The organism is Coprococcus sp. AM100_B19A (assembly GCF_027662015.1).
GTDB classification, from domain to species: domain Bacteria; phylum Bacillota; class Clostridia; order Lachnospirales; family Lachnospiraceae; genus Allocoprococcus; species Allocoprococcus comes.
The window spans coordinates 155728-170680 of sequence record NZ_JAQDKN010000005.1 but is presented as its reverse complement, the minus strand read 5'-3'; the positions used below and the strand labels follow the sequence as shown (position 1 = coordinate 170680).

At 44.7% G+C, this 14953-nt stretch carries 13 protein-coding genes; 1 reads left to right on the top strand and 12 read right to left on the bottom strand.

The features are described 5' to 3' along the window. Positions 1 to 23 precede the first annotated feature (23 nt). The 7 genes from yihA to PGQ33_RS06930 all read right to left on the bottom strand — a co-directional run bounded on the left by yihA (position 24) and on the right by PGQ33_RS06930 (position 7566). Complete coding sequence (gene yihA / locus PGQ33_RS06960; RefSeq protein WP_008374529.1) at positions 24 to 626, bottom strand: ribosome biogenesis GTP-binding protein YihA/YsxC; 603 nt, start codon at positions 624 to 626, stop codon at positions 24 to 26. Further along, complete coding sequence (lon, locus tag PGQ33_RS06955) at positions 616 to 2955, bottom strand: endopeptidase La (protein ID WP_173824702.1); 2340 nt, start codon at positions 2953 to 2955, stop codon at positions 616 to 618. The genes yihA and lon overlap by 11 nt, the downstream gene beginning before the upstream one ends. A gap of 79 nt (positions 2956 to 3034) precedes the next feature. Then, positions 3035 to 4285, bottom strand: a complete 1251-nt coding sequence (clpX, locus tag PGQ33_RS06950; protein ID WP_008374524.1) for an ATP-dependent Clp protease ATP-binding subunit ClpX — start codon at positions 4283 to 4285, stop codon at positions 3035 to 3037. Positions 4286 to 4349: 64 nt separating this feature from the next. Next, positions 4350 to 4934, bottom strand: a complete 585-nt coding sequence (gene clpP, locus PGQ33_RS06945) for an ATP-dependent Clp endopeptidase proteolytic subunit ClpP (protein WP_008374523.1) — start codon at positions 4932 to 4934, stop codon at positions 4350 to 4352. A gap of 40 nt (positions 4935 to 4974) precedes the next feature. Further along, positions 4975 to 6261 carry a trigger factor gene (gene tig, locus PGQ33_RS06940; RefSeq protein ID WP_055246719.1) on the bottom strand — a complete coding sequence of 429 codons (1287 nt, stop codon included), beginning with the start codon at positions 6259 to 6261 and terminating at the stop codon, positions 4975 to 4977. Positions 6262 to 6344: 83 nt separating this feature from the next. Next, positions 6345 to 7025 carry a hypothetical protein gene (locus PGQ33_RS06935; protein ID WP_270205512.1) on the bottom strand — a complete coding sequence of 227 codons (681 nt, stop codon included), beginning with the start codon at positions 7023 to 7025 and terminating at the stop codon, positions 6345 to 6347. Beyond that, complete coding sequence (locus tag PGQ33_RS06930; protein WP_117557029.1) at positions 7015 to 7566, bottom strand: DJ-1 family glyoxalase III; 552 nt, start codon at positions 7564 to 7566, stop codon at positions 7015 to 7017. The genes PGQ33_RS06935 and PGQ33_RS06930 overlap by 11 nt, the downstream gene beginning before the upstream one ends. A gap of 132 nt (positions 7567 to 7698) precedes the next feature. Here PGQ33_RS06930 and PGQ33_RS06925 point away from each other — a divergent pair, with 132 nt between their 5' ends. Then, positions 7699 to 8148 (top strand): CYTH domain-containing protein, encoded by a 450-nt coding sequence (locus PGQ33_RS06925; protein WP_270205511.1) that lies wholly within the window; start codon positions 7699 to 7701, stop codon positions 8146 to 8148. Positions 8149 to 8216: 68 nt separating this feature from the next. Here the strand turns inward: PGQ33_RS06925 and PGQ33_RS06920 are convergent, their stop codons facing one another. The 5 genes from PGQ33_RS06920 to secA form a co-directional block, all read right to left on the bottom strand. Then, the gene (locus tag PGQ33_RS06920; RefSeq protein ID WP_117824294.1) at positions 8217 to 9425 is read right to left on the bottom strand and encodes an aspartate kinase; all 1209 of its coding nucleotides are present in this window, start codon (positions 9423 to 9425) and stop codon (positions 8217 to 8219) included. Positions 9426 to 9451: 26 nt separating this feature from the next. Beyond that, positions 9452 to 10669 carry a homoserine dehydrogenase gene (locus PGQ33_RS06915; RefSeq protein WP_270205510.1) on the bottom strand — a complete coding sequence of 406 codons (1218 nt, stop codon included), beginning with the start codon at positions 10667 to 10669 and terminating at the stop codon, positions 9452 to 9454. Positions 10670 to 10677: 8 nt separating this feature from the next. Further along, positions 10678 to 11118: an ACT domain-containing protein gene (locus PGQ33_RS06910; RefSeq protein WP_008374505.1), complete on the bottom strand. Its 441-nt coding sequence runs from the start codon at positions 11116 to 11118 to the stop codon at positions 10678 to 10680. Next, positions 11111 to 12221 (bottom strand): peptide chain release factor 2 gene (gene prfB / locus PGQ33_RS06905; RefSeq protein ID WP_117556961.1). Its coding sequence is split into 2 segments (ribosomal slippage): positions 11111 to 12145 and positions 12147 to 12221, totalling 1110 coding nucleotides; the frame shifts between segments, so codons are not numbered across the junction. The genes PGQ33_RS06910 and prfB overlap by 8 nt, the downstream gene beginning before the upstream one ends. Positions 12222 to 12271: 50 nt before the next feature. After that, positions 12272 to 14839, bottom strand: a complete 2568-nt coding sequence (secA, locus tag PGQ33_RS06900) for a preprotein translocase subunit SecA (RefSeq protein ID WP_022220283.1) — start codon at positions 14837 to 14839, stop codon at positions 12272 to 12274. Positions 14840 to 14953: the final 114 nt, after the last annotated feature.

Sequence of the window (14953 nt, the reverse complement as noted above, 5' to 3'; positions counted from 1 at the left end):
ATAATGCAATGGATTTTTCAAGGTTATTCCTCTGTTCCTTTTCCCAGGAATTCTGTGTCTACAAGATTCCAGATCTCATCCCGTCCCTGCTTTGTCTCTGCTGAGAAAGGAATCACAACAGTTCCCGGAAGCAGCTTCAGTCCGGTCTTAATTGCCTTTACCTGCTTCTGTACCTGACTTCTCTTCAGCTTATCAAGCTTTGTCGCGATAATGATCGGATTGAATCCCTGATCCACGATCCAGTCATACATCATCTTATCATTCGCAGATGGATCATGACGGATATCGATCAGAAGGAAGACGGCTCGCAGCTGTTTAGAGCCATGAAGATAACGCTCGATCAGCTTTCCCCACTGTGCCTTCTCCTGCTCGGAAACCTTTGCATAACCGTATCCCGGAAGGTCCACCAGATACATTTCTTCGTTGATATTGTAAAAGTTGATGGTCTGTGTTTTTCCAGGTTTTGCCGAAGTTCTGGCAAGCGCCTTCCGGTTCATCAGTGCATTGATCAGAGAGGATTTACCGACATTGGATTTTCCGGCAAATGCGATCTCCGGTAAAGTGTGATCCGGCAATTTACTTGTAATTCCACAGACTGTTTCCAGATTTACATTCTTAATTACCATCTTTTTTCCTCCGTGTGCGCATAAGTGCGATTTTCAGAACCTCTTCCATCTGCGATACCGGAATAATCTCCAGTCCCTTTGTGATCTCAGAAGAAAGTTCATCCACATCTTTTTTGTTCTCCCTCGGTACAAGTACCGTCCTGATTCCGGCATTCTTTGCCGCCAGGAGCTTCTCTTTCAGTCCTCCGATCGGAAGTACTCTTCCCCGCAGCGTAATCTCACCCGTCATGGCAAGATCGGCACGCACTTTCTTGTCTGTAATTGCAGAGAGCATCGCAGTCGCCATCGTAATACCGGCTGAAGGTCCATCTTTCGGAACTGCCCCTTCCGGAATATGGATATGGATATCATGTTTTTCAAAGAAATCTTCAGCAACCTTATATTTACTGCTGATTGACCGGATATAACTGATTCCTGCCTGCGCAGATTCTTTCATCACATCGCCAAGCTGTCCCGTCAGAATAATCTCACCCTTTCCTGGCATTACATTCACTTCAATCTGCAGGGTATCTCCTCCTACACTGGTCCATGCCAGACCACGGACGATTCCCACCTCATCCTCGGCATTTGCCATCTGATAGGTGTACTTTTCTTTTCCAAGATACTTTTCAATATTCCGCTCTGTTACCTGAACTCTCTTTTTATCATGTTCATAGATCTCTCTGGCAGCCTTCCTGCAGATATTACCGATTTCACGCTCCATCTGACGCACACCGGCTTCCTTGGTGTAGTTCTGCGCAATTTTCCAGATCACGCCCTTACTGATCGTAAGCTGTTCTTTTGTTAGTCCATGTCTTTCCAACTGCTTTGGAATCAGATGTTCTGTCGCAATATGCAGCTTTTCGTTCTCCGTATAACTGCTGACCTCAATTACTTCCATACGGTCAAGAAGTGGCCGGGGGATTGTCTGCAGCGAGTTAGCCGTCGTTACAAATGTCACCTCAGACAAATCGACCGGGACTTCCAGATAATGATCACGGAAACGATTGTTCTGTTCACTGTCCAACACCTCCAGAAGCGCAGAAAAAGTATCTCCCTTATAGTCTGTGCTGACTTTATCAATCTCATCCAGAAGGAGCAGTGGGTTCTTTACCCCGGCGCTCTTAATACCGTTTGCGATCCGTCCCGGCATTGCACCAACATAAGTTTTTCTGTGTCCACGGATTTCAGCCTCATCACGGACACCGCCAAGAGAAATTCTCACATACGGTTTTTTCAGTGCTTTTGCAAGTGATCTTGCAATGGATGTCTTTCCAGTTCCCGGAGGACCTACCAGACACAGGATCGGGCTATCACCCTTTTTCGTAAGAGCACGTACTGCCAGAAACTCCAGCACACGTTCTTTAACCTCTTCCAGTCCGTAATGTTCTGCTTCCAGAAGCTCTTTCGCATATGCAATGTCTGTAAAATCCTCAGCCCGCTTATTCCATGGCATTTCCAGCATGGTTTCAATATATGTACGGATCACACCCGCTTCTGCCGGACTCTGCATGGAATTTTTAAATCTGCTGATCTCTTTTTTCAGCTTTTCTTTTACCTCATCCGGTGCATCCAGCGCTTCTGCCTTCTGTGCAAATTCCTCCGCATCGGAAATTGTAGTATCCTCACCAAGCTCTTCTCGGATCAGCTTCAACTGTTCGCGCAGGATATATTCTCTCTGATGCTTATCCACACGCTCTTTCACCTTCATCTGGATCTCATCGCGGATGTTCATGATCTGCATCTCATTGACCAACTTAAAGGAAATAAGCTCATAACGTCTGTCAAAATCAAGTTCTTCCAGGATTTCCTGCAATTCCCGGTAATCCAGAGGCATATTCGCTGCCACCTGATTCACCATCTTTTTCAATTCCGTGATCTCTTTGATCTGGTTTACCATATCTTTTGTGATCTTCGGCATTCTCGCCGCATAATCCAGATACAGATCCCGAAGTCCCCGCATCATCGCTTCCCGGTTGATCTCGCCTGCAATATCCGGATCACTCTCTTCCGGGATCGTAATATTTGCCCGAAGATACGGATCTGCAAATTCTATTGTATTTAAAACCGCCCGCTCTTCTGCAGATACAAGCACCCGCAGAATCTGCTTTGGCAGTTTGATGATCTGTTTTACTGTCGCAACTGTTCCCACACGGTAGAGATCTGCTTCTCCCGGATTTTCCACTTCCACATCTTTCTGTGTCAGCAAAAAAATCTTCTGGTCGCTTGCCATCGCTTCCTGAACCGCTTCAATCGAGCGTTCCCGGCTGATGTCAAAATGTGCCACCATCTCCGGCAGAATTGTCATTCCCCGCAGGGCAACCATTGGCAGACTTTCTGTTCTGTTCATATAGTTTTTTCTCCTGTTAAATAAAAATGGATGCTTCTGGCCTTAACCGTCAGCACCCATTTCCATACGTCTGATTTTCTTATGCACTTTCCGGTCTTGCTTCGATCTTTTCTGTACTCGGTGCTTTCTCCCCAAGTACTGCCTCTTTTGTCACAAGACAGTATTTCAGATTCTCATCAGACGGTGCTTTATACATGATATCCATCATTACATTTTCCATGATCGCACGGAGTCCTCTGGCTCCTGTCTTACGCTTCAGGGAAGTCTCAGCAATCGCCTCCAGCGCCTCTTTGTCGAATTCCAGTTCCACATCATCCAGCTCCAGAAGCTTCTGGTACTGTTTTACAATCGCATTCTTTGGTTCCGTCAGAATGCGGATCAGATCTTCCTTATCCAGAAGTTCCAGGGATACAGTTACCGGCACACGTCCTACAAGTTCCGGGATCAGTCCGAACTTCACAAGATCCTGTGGAAGGATCTGCTGCAGAAGCCGGTCGATATCTTCCTCATGCCGCTGCGCGATCTGTGCCTCAAATCCAATGGATTTCTTATCTATTCTGTTCTCTATGATCTTATCTATTCCCTCAAACGCTCCACCGCAGATAAATAAAATATTGGTGGTATCGATCTGGATCATCTCCTGCTGCGGATGCTTACGTCCACCCTGTGGCGGTACATTTGCGATTGTACCTTCCAGGATCTTCAGAAGTGCCTGCTGAACACCTTCTCCTGATACATCACGGGTAATCGACGGATTCTCAGATTTTCTTGTAATTTTGTCAATCTCATCGATATAAATGATTCCGTGCTCTGCACGTTCAATATCACCATCTGCTGCCTGAATGATCTTAAGAAGAATATTCTCTACATCTTCTCCGACATATCCCGCTTCTGTAAGCGCAGTTGCATCTGCAATTGCAAACGGTACATTCAGAATTTTTGCGAGAGACTGTGCCAGAAAAGTCTTACCACATCCTGTCGGTCCTACCATCAGGATATTACTCTTCTGAAGCTCCACGCCCAGATCTTTTTCTGCCATAATACGCTTATAGTGATTATATACCGCAACAGAAAGTACTTTCTTTGCTTCGTCCTGTCCGATCACATAATCATCCAGAAATGCCTTGATTTCTTCCGGTTTCAGAAGATTGATATCATCATATGCATTTTCTTCTTCATAACCAAGTTCATCTTCAATGATCTCAGTACATACATCCACACACTGGTCACAGATAAACACCCCATTTGGTCCGGCGATCATCTTGCGTACCTGACTCTGTGGTTTATTGCAAAAAGAACATCTTACGATTTCTTCATATTTTCCTGCCATATTCTTACCTCGCACTTTTTTACACGTAAAGGGAATGTCCCAATAAGGACATTCCCTTTTCCCGTTAACGGCTTGTAATAACCTTATCAATCAATCCATATGCCAAAGCTTCTTCGGCAGTCTTCCAGTTATCTCTTTCCGTATCTGCACAAATTGTCTCATAACTCTGACCTGTATTTGCAGCCATCAATCTGTTCATTCTTTCTCTGATCTTCAGAATATGCTGTGCATTGATCTCAATCTCGGTTGCCTGACCCTGTGCACCGCCTGAAGGCTGGTGAATCATGATCTCTGCATTCGGAAGGGCATATCTCTTTCCCTTTGCTCCGCCTGCGAGAAGGAAGGCTCCCATACTTGCAGCCATTCCCATACACATCGTAGAGACGTCACATTTGATGTAATTCATAGTGTCGTAGATCGACATACCCGCTGAAATCGATCCGCCAGGACTGTTAATATAAAACTGGATATCCTTTTCTGGATCTTCTGCTTCCAAAAACAGCAGCTGCGCTACGATCAGGCTCGCTGATGCATCATTCACTTCAGTATCCAGGAAAATGATTCTGTCTTTTAAAAGTCTTGAATAAATGTCGTAAGAGCGTTCTCCACGGCTTGTCTGTTCAACGACATAAGGTACTAAACTACTCATGTAACACTCCTCCTGCTATATTAAAGTATGAAACAGATACTTATTTTTCTACGGCATTGTCAACTACAAATGTAATTGCTTCCTGAACTGCCATATCCTGCTTCATCTGTTCTTTTTCTTTGTCGCCCATAAAGCTCTTAAGCTTGTCAGCTTCCATCTGGTAAGCTTCTGCCATCTTAGCGATCTCTTCGTCTAATTTTTCATCTGTGATTTCGATGTTTTCTGCTTTTGCAATTGCTTCAAGAACAAGTCTTGTCTTGATTCTCTTCTCAGCCTGCGGACGAAGTTCATCCATCATCTTGTCAGCTGTCATGCCTGTGAACTGCATGTACTGGTCAAGAGTCAGTCCCTGCTGCTGCATTCTCTGAGCGAATTCATCAAGCATCTGTCTTGCCTGTGTATCAACCATAGCTTCCGGAAGATCCATCTTAGCTGATTCGATGATCGCATCTACAGCTGCATCTTCCTGTGCTCTCTTGCCATCGTTTACTTTCTGCTCTTTGATCTTAGCTTTGATATCAGCTTTTAATTCATCAAGAGTATCGAATTCTGATACTTCTGAAGCAAATTCATCATCAAGCTCCGGAAGTTCTTTTGCTTTGATCTCATGAACTGTGCATTTGAATACAGCTTCTTTTCCTTTGAGGTCTTCTGCATGGTAATCTTCCGGGAATGTAACCTTAACTTCAACTTCTTTTTCTGGTTCTGCACCGATCAGCTGTTCTTCAAATCCTGGAATGAAAGATCCTGAACCGATTGTCAGCGGATAGTTTTCTCCTTTTCCACCTTCAAAAGCTTCTCCGTCTACAAATCCTTCAAAATCAAGGACAACTTCGTCTTTATCCTGTACCGGACGTCCTTCTACTGTGATTGTTCTTGCGTTCTTAAGCTGTTCTTCCTCAAGCTTAGCGTCGATTTCTTTCTGTGTTACGCGGTTAGAATATTTCGGAACTTCGATTCCTTTGTATTCGCCAAGTTCTACTTCCGGCTTTGTAGCTACTTCAGCTGTGAAGATGAACGGTTTTCCTTTTTCGATCTGTGTTACATCGATCTTCGGCTGAGATACGATCTCAAGTCCGCTTTCATCGTATGCTTTTGAATATGCTTCCGGAATCAGAGCGTTTGCTGCATCATCATAGAAGATTTCCGGTCCGTACATCTTTTCGATGAGCTGGCGCGGAACTTTTCCTTTACGGAATCCAGGAACATTAATTCTGCTTTTCTGTTTCTGGTATGCTTTCTGAAGTGCTCCTTCTAATTCTTCTGCTGAAACTTCGATTGTGAGTTTCGCCATATTGTGTTCTAACTGTTCAACTTGTAAACTCATTACCATTTCCTCCTAAATTTACATATGCAAAAAGTCGACAGACTTATCTACATTACAATCATTTTACAAGTATAGCACAACTTCTACAGTTTATCAAGCTCTAAAATTCGTTCTATAAAGCCATTTAATTCCTCATCACCGATCGACCAGGTATTCCGCCCTTTTTGCGTCACGGTAAAGGTATATTCCTGCTTCTCTCCATACTGCATATCAAGATAAGAACTTCTTAAAAGGCTGTATGCACCGGTCATGTAATCCAACACCATTGCCTCTTTGATTTCTTCATCTGTTCCGCTGTACTTTCCTGCATCTTTGTCTGCCTGGATCTTCTCGGACTCTTCCTTCAGCTTCGGCATGAAGCGGGTAAATACATCCACCGACTGGTACTTTACCGTCACCTCACAGGTCTTACTCCCTGTCTTTTTTACACCACTTACCTGATAACGGACAGAACTAAAGATCTCTTTGATCAATACACCATATGTCTCAGAAAAGTCATTTTCCGTCTCCACACCATTTAGCAGACAGTCCTGGACAAAAGCATTGATCCCGTTCTCATAGACCTTTTTCAGATCACTGTCTGATGCTCCGAGGATTTCTTTTGCTTCCTGGGTTTGTCCCTGAAAAGTCAGATCCAGGTTCGCCTGCACATATTTTTCCGCCTTTCCTTCATTGATCCCACATCCGGCAAACAGTGTAGTCAAAAGCAACACTGCCAGAAACACACTGCCTGCTTTTCTCTTTTTCCAGAAACTACCGTTCATAGACTACCTGCTTTGAAATGGTATCTGCGCTTTCTTTATCCCGCAGCTCGCTGATCAGCGCAAGTGCAAAATCGATCGCGGTTCCAAGTCCCCGGCTGGTTGTGATATGTCCATCTGTCACTGCCGGCTGACAGGTAACTTCCGCTCCGGTAAGTCCTTCTTCCATTCCCGGATAGCAGATTGCCTTCTTTCCTTTCAGGATTCCCATTCCGCCAAATACGGTCGGTGCCGCACAGATTGCAGCCAGATATTTTTTTTCTTCATTATGTTTTAAGATCAGCTTTTCAAGACCTTTGTGTTCTTTTAAATGGATTGTTCCCGGCATCCCCCCCGGAAGCACCAGCATCTTCACCTCTGAAAAATCTGTATTTTCAAACAAGCTGTCTGCTTTTACTATAATTCCGTGTGCCCCCTGGATCTCTTCCTGTCCCATGATGGAAACGGTTCTGGTCTCGATCCCGGCTCTTCTTAAAAGATCAACGACCGTAAGACCTTCAATTTCTTCAAATCCATCTGCAAGAAATACACATACTTCACTCATAATCTTGTCCATCCTTTCTTTTTCCTGATGTTCCCCATTGTAACAGAAGCCTGCAAAAATGGCAACTTTCTGCCTTGTCTCCCCCGAAAAACTCCGCTATACTGTTAATGAATATATAAGGAGGGCTTTCCCATGGAAATAGAACGCAAATATCTGATTCATAAGCTTCCGGATCACCTTGAAGCTTATCCGCACCGCACACTTGAGCAGGCTTATCTATGCACCGAACCGGTTGTCCGTGTCCGCAGGGATGCTGATGACTACATCCTGACCTACAAATCCAAAGGTCTGATGATTCGTGAAGAACATAATCTTCCTCTTACCGAGGAAGCCTACCGCCATCTGCGCGAAAAGGCAGACGGGCGCATTATCACAAAAGAACGCTACTGCATCCCTTACGGAGATCATCTCACGATCGAGCTTGATGTCTTCGCCGGTGATCTCGCCCCACTTCTCCTTGCCGAAGTCGAATTCTCTTCCGAAGAAGAGGCAAATTCCTTTACCCCGCCGGATTGGTTTGGTGAGGATGTCACCTTTTCCAGCAAATATCATAACAGTACACTGAGTCAGAAAAAGGATTGAGAAATTTCCCAATCCTTTTTTCTTCCGCAAATGCTCCATCCGGTACATTTGCGACCACATTCTTTTTATTAGTCTTCCAGACCAAATCCGTCATGGATTGCAACCAGTGCACGGTCTGCATCTTTTTCATCGATCAGAACCGTGATACGGATCTCTGATGTAGAAATCATATTGATATTGATATTGGAATTGCTAAGTGATTCAAACATGGTCGCAGCAACGCCCGGATTGCTGAGCATTCCGGCTCCTACGATCGATACCTTTGCAACTTTTTCGTTATAATTCATCTCTTTGATCGTAAGGGCTTCTTTTCTGGCTTCCAGAACTTCCATTGCCTCTTTAAGATCATCCTGTGATACAGTAAACGTAATGTCTTTTGTTCCGTCACGTCCAACTGACTGAAGAATAATATCTACGTTAATATTATGCTTTGCAAGTGTATTGAAAATCTTAAATGCAGTACCTGGTTTGTCTTCTACACCCATTACTGAAATTCTCGCTGTATTTTTATCTGCCGCAACGCCGGTAATTAACATTTTTTCCACCTTTGCTACCTCCTTGACCAGGGTTCCTTCTTCTGTGTTCAGGCTGGAACGTACAACCAGCTCAACCCCGTATTTTTTCGCCATCTCTACAGAACGATTATGTAAAACCTTTGCCCCTGATGTTGCAAGCTCCAGCATCTCATCGTAGGTGATCTCTTCGATTTTGCGTGCATTCGGTACCACTCTCGGGTCTGCAGTGTAAACACCGTCTACGTCTGTATAAATCTCGCATTTGTCTGCATGCATTGCAGCCGCAAGTGCCACAGCTGTCGTATCGGATCCACCTCTTCCAAGTGTGGTATAGTCTCCATAATGGTTGACTCCCTGGAATCCGGTTACGATCACGATCTTACGGTTCTCCAGTTCGTGGGTGATACGGTCTGTATCCACTCTTTTAAATCTTGCATTTCCGTTCCGCGCCGTAGAATGCATCTTTACCTGGAATGCATTCAGCGAGATTGCCGGAACATTCAAAAACTGAAGTGCCATTGCCATCAGTGCCACAGATACCTGCTCTCCCGTGGTAAGGAGCATATCAAGTTCTCGTTTTGATGGATACGGATTGATCTCGGCTGCCTTCTCAAGCAGTTCATCTGTTGTATCTCCCATTGCAGAGAGAACAACGATCACATCATTCCCCATCTGATACTCTTCTGCGCAGCGTCTTGCCACATTAAAGATCCTCTCTTTATCTGCAACCGAACTGCCGCCAAATTTCTTAACTACCAGCATAATTTCCTCCTACAGTTCCTGCATTTTTATACTTCTTCTTCTACTCTTATCATATGCAGAATTTCCGGATAAGCTTTTGCTTTTTCCTCATATTCTCCCTCGGTCATCACCGGTGTGACAAAACCGAATTCTCCATTGACTCCTGCCTCTACAAATCTTACTTCACCAAAATCATTGCCGATTCGTTCTTTGAGCGCATCCTCATTTCCACGGATTCGCACCAGGAACTTCTTGCTGGTCTTGCTTCTGTCTTCCAATGTAAGCTTTTCTTCGCTCCAGAAATTCATGATATCTCTGCCCTGATTCTGTACAACTGCCACAATGTCAGCCACAACCGCACTTGCAGTCGGAAGCTTTCCTGCCCCACTTCCGTAGAACATCGCATCTCCCAGCATATTCCCCTTTACAAATACGGCATTAAATACACCATTCACACTGTAAAGCGGATGTTCTGCATGAAGAAGCACCGGTGCAACTCCCGCATAAAGAGTTCCATCCACATGCTTACATTCAGCAAGAAGTTTGATATTCATTCCCAGAGCCTTTGCATACTGCATATCTTCTGTTGTGATCTTTGTAATACCTTCTGTATATATATCTTCAAAATCCACATATTTTCCTGAGATGATCGATGCAAGGATCGCGATCTTCCGGCATGCATCCTGTCCTTCCACATCAGCAGTCGGATCTGCCTCTGCAAATCCATTCTTCTGTGCTTCCCGGAGAACCTCTTCATAGTTTGCTCCCTCGTAGAACATCCTGGTCATCATGTAATTGGTTGTTCCGTTCAGGATTCCTGCAATTTCTTCGATCTCATCACCTGTCAGCGATGATCCAAGTGCCCGGAGGATCGGAATCCCCCCTCCCACACTTGCTTCAAAAAGGAAATTCACATTCTTTTCCCGTGCTTTTTTAAGAAGTGCGGATCCATGTTTGGCAACCAGCGCCTTATTGGATGTCACAACACTTTTTCCTGCTTCCAGCGCTTTTCTGACAAAGGTATTCGCCGGTTCCACACCGCCCATTACTTCTACTACAATTCCAATCTCCGGATCATTCAGGATAATCTCATAATCATGAACAATCTTTTCCTGGATCTTATCTCCCGGGAAATCCCTCAGATCCAGCACATATTTTACTTTAATTTCTTCTTTTGCCCGTGACGCGATCAGCTTCTGATTTACATCCAGAACCTCTACCACACCAGAACCTACGGTACCATAACCCAATACTGCAATCTTCATCTTTTTGTCTACTCCCTGCCTACGATTTTCAAATAATGCACACCTGAATGCTGTTCAATCTCTTCCACCATTTCCGACAGATTCTTCGTTGTCTGCAGCACCTCCACACTGAGCGTCAGTGTTGCCACCCCGTTGATCGGAATACTCTGGTGAATGGTCAGGATATTCGCCTGATACCTTGCCACCGCGTTTAAAAGCTCTGCCATAACCCCCGGTGTATCATCAAGCTGAATAACCATCGTAACAGTCCTTCCTTTTTCATTTTCGTGAAATGGGAAAATATCATCCTTATATTTATAGAAAGAACTTCTGCTGATACCGATCTCTTCTGTCGCTTCCTGAATAGTCATTCCACGTCTGGTTGCGAGCAGTCTCTTTGTCTCGACAACCTTTATGAGCACCTCCGGCACTGCTTTTTTCTTTACCACATAGTACTTTGTATTATCCATTGTTACTCCTCTGTTTCAGATAAGCATTGATAAATGGATCCAGCTCCCCATCCAGAACTGCACTTACATTTCCGGTCTCTTCACCGGTACGGTGATCCTTGACCAGATTGTAAGGATGTAAAATATAGGATCGGATCTGGCTTCCAAAATTGATATCCTGAACTTCCCCCCGGATACCGGATACCTTTTCTTCCTGCTCCTGCTTTTTCAAAAGATACAGCTTGGCTTTCAACATCTGCATCGCTTTGTCCTTATTAAAAAGCTGCGAACGTTCATTCTGGCACTGCACTACGATTCCTGTCGGAAGATGCGTGATCCGCACCGCAGACGAAGTCTTGTTGATATGCTGTCCTCCGGCTCCGCTCGAACGGTAGGTATCGATCCGCAGGTCGTCGTCATTCAGCTCAATGTCAATATCATCTTCAATATCCGGTATCACATCACAGGATGCAAAAGATGTCTGCCTCTTGCCTGCTGAATTGAACGGAGAAATACGCACCAGACGGTGCACTCCCTTTTCTGACTGAAAATAGCCATATGCATTATCTCCCGTTACTTCAAACGTGATTCCTTTCAGTCCGGTAATATCTCCGTCCTGATAGTCCAGCACGGTTATCTGAAATCCTTTTGACTGTGCATATCTTGTATACATACGATACAGCATATTTGCCCAGTCACAGCTGTCTGTTCCTCCGGCTCCTGCATGCAGTGTCACGATTGCATTGCAGGAATCATATTCTCCCGAAAGAAGCGTCCGGATCCTGAGATCTTCAAATTCTTTTTCAAATTTAGCGATCTCACGCTGGATCTCTTTGATCATCTCCCGGTCTTCTTCCTCTTCCGTAAGTTCGATCAGTGCATTGATATCTTCATATGAACTTTCCAGATCCCGGACCTCCTTCACACAGTCCTGCATTTTCCGGAGTTCTTTCATGATCCTCTGCGAAAGCTCTGTCTTGTCCCAGAACCCCGGTTCTTCTATCTTTCTTTCCAGCTCTTCAATCCGTTTTTCTTTGCCTGCCAGGTCAAAGTGAATCCCTCATTTCCTTCAGGGGTTCTTCATACGCATTTAATGTCTGCTTAAATCCGTCTAATTCAACCACTGTATCACCTCAAATCTCATAAAATTATATAAAAATCCAAACAGTCGTATTTATTTTCTTCCACAGCACTGTTTGTATTTCTTGCCGCTTCCACACGGGCATGGATCATTTGGATATATCTTTTTCTCGGCACGTACCTTTGGTCCCTTCGCAACGCTGTCATCTTTATTGGTACCGGTTACCTTTGCAACCTGTTCTCTTTCAACCTTCTGTTCTACATTGACATGGAAGAGAAGTCTGACTGTATCCACTTCGATTGCACGTGTCATTTCACCGAACATATCATATCCGATCATCTTGTATTCAACCAAAGGATCTCTCTGTCCGTAAGCCTGCAGACCGATTCCCTGACGTAACTGATCCATATCATCAATGTGATCCATCCATTTTGCATCGATCACACGCAGAAGGAACACACGCTCCACCTCACGCAGATGCTCTGCTTCCGGGAACTGTGCTTCTTTTTCTTCGTATGCTTTTGCAGCACGTTCTTTCAGGAGATGCTTGATCTCTTTTGGCTCTTTATCCTTTGCATCCTCCTCCGTAACCGGCGGAAGCGTTGGAATCACATCCAGAAGGTCACGGTTCATTGCTCCAAGATCCCATTCTTCAAAATCCTGTTCCTCAGAAAGATTGGCATCGACAGTATTTTCCACAAAGTCTGTGATCATATGGAAGATAGAATCTCTCATATTCTCACCGTCAAGGACTCTGCGTCTTTCATCGTAGATGATCTCTCTCTGTTCGTTCATTACCTGGTCATATTCAAGCAGGTTCTTACGAATACCAAAGTTATTGCTCTCAATCTTCTTCTGAGCCTTCTCAATCGCACTTGAAAGCATCTTGTGCTCGATCTGTTCTCCTTCTTCTACTCCAAGCTTGGTAAATACATCCATCAGTCTCTCGGAACCGAACAGACGCATCAGGTCATCCTCCAGAGAAATATAGAATCTGGATTCTCCCGGATCGCCCTGACGTCCGGCACGTCCACGCAACTGGTTGTCAATACGACGGGACTCATGACGTTCTGTACCGATGATCTTCAGTCCGCCGGCTGCTCTTGATTCTTCATCAAGCTTGATATCCGTACCACGGCCTGCCATGTTGGTTGCGATCGTAACAGCCCCATGCTGTCCTGCCTGTGCAACGATCTCAGCCTCCAATTCATGGAACTTGGCATTCAGTACATTATGTTTTACGCCGCGTTTACTGAGCATCTTACTGAGGAGCTCGGAAGTTTCGATCGTGATCGTACCAACCAGAACCGGCTGTTCTTTTTCATGCGCTTCACAGATTGCATCAATAACTGCGTTAAATTTCTCTTTCTTTGATTTGTAAACGGCATCCTCCAGGTCAATTCTCTGTACCGGAACATTCGTCGGAATCTCAATAACGTCCATTCCGTAAATATCACGGAACTCCTGTTCCTCTGTGAGGGCTGTACCTGTCATACCGGATTTCTTCTCATATTTATTAAACAAATTCTGGAATGTAATGGTAGCCAGAGTCTTGCTTTCTCTCTTGACCTTTACATGCTCTTTTGCTTCGATTGCCTGATGAAGTCCGTCAGAATAACGGCGTCCCGGCATGATACGTCCGGTAAATTCATCAACGATCAGGACCTCATCATCTTTTACTACATAATCCTGGTCACGGAACATCAGATTATGTGCACGCAGTGCCAGAATGATGTTGTGCTGGATCTCCAGGTTCTCCGGGTCAGCAAGGTTCTCAATATGGAAGAACTTCTCAACCTTCTTCACACCCTCTTCGGTCAGGTTGATATTCTTTTCTTTTTCATTGACAATGAAGTCTCCGGTCTCTTCGATCTCTTCTCCCATAATGGCATTCATCTTAGAGAATTCCCCGCTTGCTTCACCTCTCTCCAGCTGTCTTGCCAGAACATCACATGCTTCGTAAAGTCTGGTTGACTTTCCGCTCTGTCCGGAAATGATAAGCGGTGTTCTCGCTTCATCGATCAGAACTGAGTCAACCTCATCGATAAGTGCATATTTCATACCGCGCTGTACCAGCTGTTCTTTATAGATAACCATGTTATCACGGAGGTAATCGAAACCAAGTTCATTATTCGTCACATAAGTGATATCGCAATTATACGCTGCACGTCGTTCATCATTATCCATCTGGTTCAGAACAACTCCAACAGTCAGTCCCAGGAATTCATGAACCTTTCCCATCCACTCAGCATCACGCTTTGCCAGATAGTCGTTGACTGTTACAATATGCACCCCTTCTCCGGTCAGTGCATTTAAGTATGCCGGCAGTGTAGATACAAGTGTTTTACCTTCACCGGTCTTCATCTCGGCAATACGGCCCTGATGCAGGATGATACCACCGATCATCTGTACACGGTAGTGGCGCATTCCAAGTACACGGACAGCTGCCTCTCTTACAACAGCAAACGCTTCCGGAAGAAGATCGTCCAATGTCTCTCCTTTTGCAAGCCTCTCCTTGAATTCTTTCGTCTTTTCTTTCAATTCCTCATCGGAGAGCTTCTGCATCTCCGGCTCCAGCGCATCAATATGATCCACGATCGGGTAGATTCGCTTCAATTCATGTTCGCTGTGCGTTCCAAATATCTTTTCAATAATTCCCATTTTATTAAGCTCCTTATATTCCTTGCTTATCACTTCTGTCTGAAGTGTTTTGCTTTTTTCCGCTATAGATAGACAGTATCCATTGTAGCACCATTTCTTTTATTCTTCAATCAG

What these genes read in the sequence shown, in the direction of transcription:
- yihA (WP_008374529.1), bottom strand. Translation starts at nt 626, where the DNA reads ATGGTAATTAAGAATGTAAATCTGGAAACAGTCTGTGGAATTACAAGT.
- lon (WP_173824702.1), bottom strand. Translation starts at nt 2,955, where the DNA reads ATGAACAGAACAGAAAGTCTGCCAATGGTTGCCCTGCGGGGAATGACA.
- clpX (WP_008374524.1), bottom strand. Translation starts at nt 4,285, where the DNA reads ATGGCAGGAAAATATGAAGAAATCGTAAGATGTTCTTTTTGCAATAAA.
- clpP (WP_008374523.1), bottom strand. Translation starts at nt 4,934, where the DNA reads ATGAGTAGTTTAGTACCTTATGTCGTTGAACAGACAAGCCGTGGAGAA.
- tig (WP_055246719.1), bottom strand. Translation starts at nt 6,261, where the DNA reads ATGAGTTTACAAGTTGAACAGTTAGAACACAATATGGCGAAACTCACA.
- PGQ33_RS06935 (WP_270205512.1), bottom strand. Translation starts at nt 7,025, where the DNA reads ATGAACGGTAGTTTCTGGAAAAAGAGAAAAGCAGGCAGTGTGTTTCTG.
- PGQ33_RS06930 (WP_117557029.1), bottom strand. Translation starts at nt 7,566, where the DNA reads ATGAGTGAAGTATGTGTATTTCTTGCAGATGGATTTGAAGAAATTGAA.
- PGQ33_RS06925 (WP_270205511.1), top strand. Translation starts at nt 7,699, where the DNA reads ATGGAAATAGAACGCAAATATCTGATTCATAAGCTTCCGGATCACCTT.
- PGQ33_RS06920 (WP_117824294.1), bottom strand. Translation starts at nt 9,425, where the DNA reads ATGCTGGTAGTTAAGAAATTTGGCGGCAGTTCGGTTGCAGATAAAGAG.
- PGQ33_RS06915 (WP_270205510.1), bottom strand. Translation starts at nt 10,669, where the DNA reads ATGAAGATTGCAGTATTGGGTTATGGTACCGTAGGTTCTGGTGTGGTA.
- PGQ33_RS06910 (WP_008374505.1), bottom strand. Translation starts at nt 11,118, where the DNA reads ATGGATAATACAAAGTACTATGTGGTAAAGAAAAAAGCAGTGCCGGAG.
- secA (WP_022220283.1), bottom strand. Translation starts at nt 14,839, where the DNA reads ATGGGAATTATTGAAAAGATATTTGGAACGCACAGCGAACATGAATTG.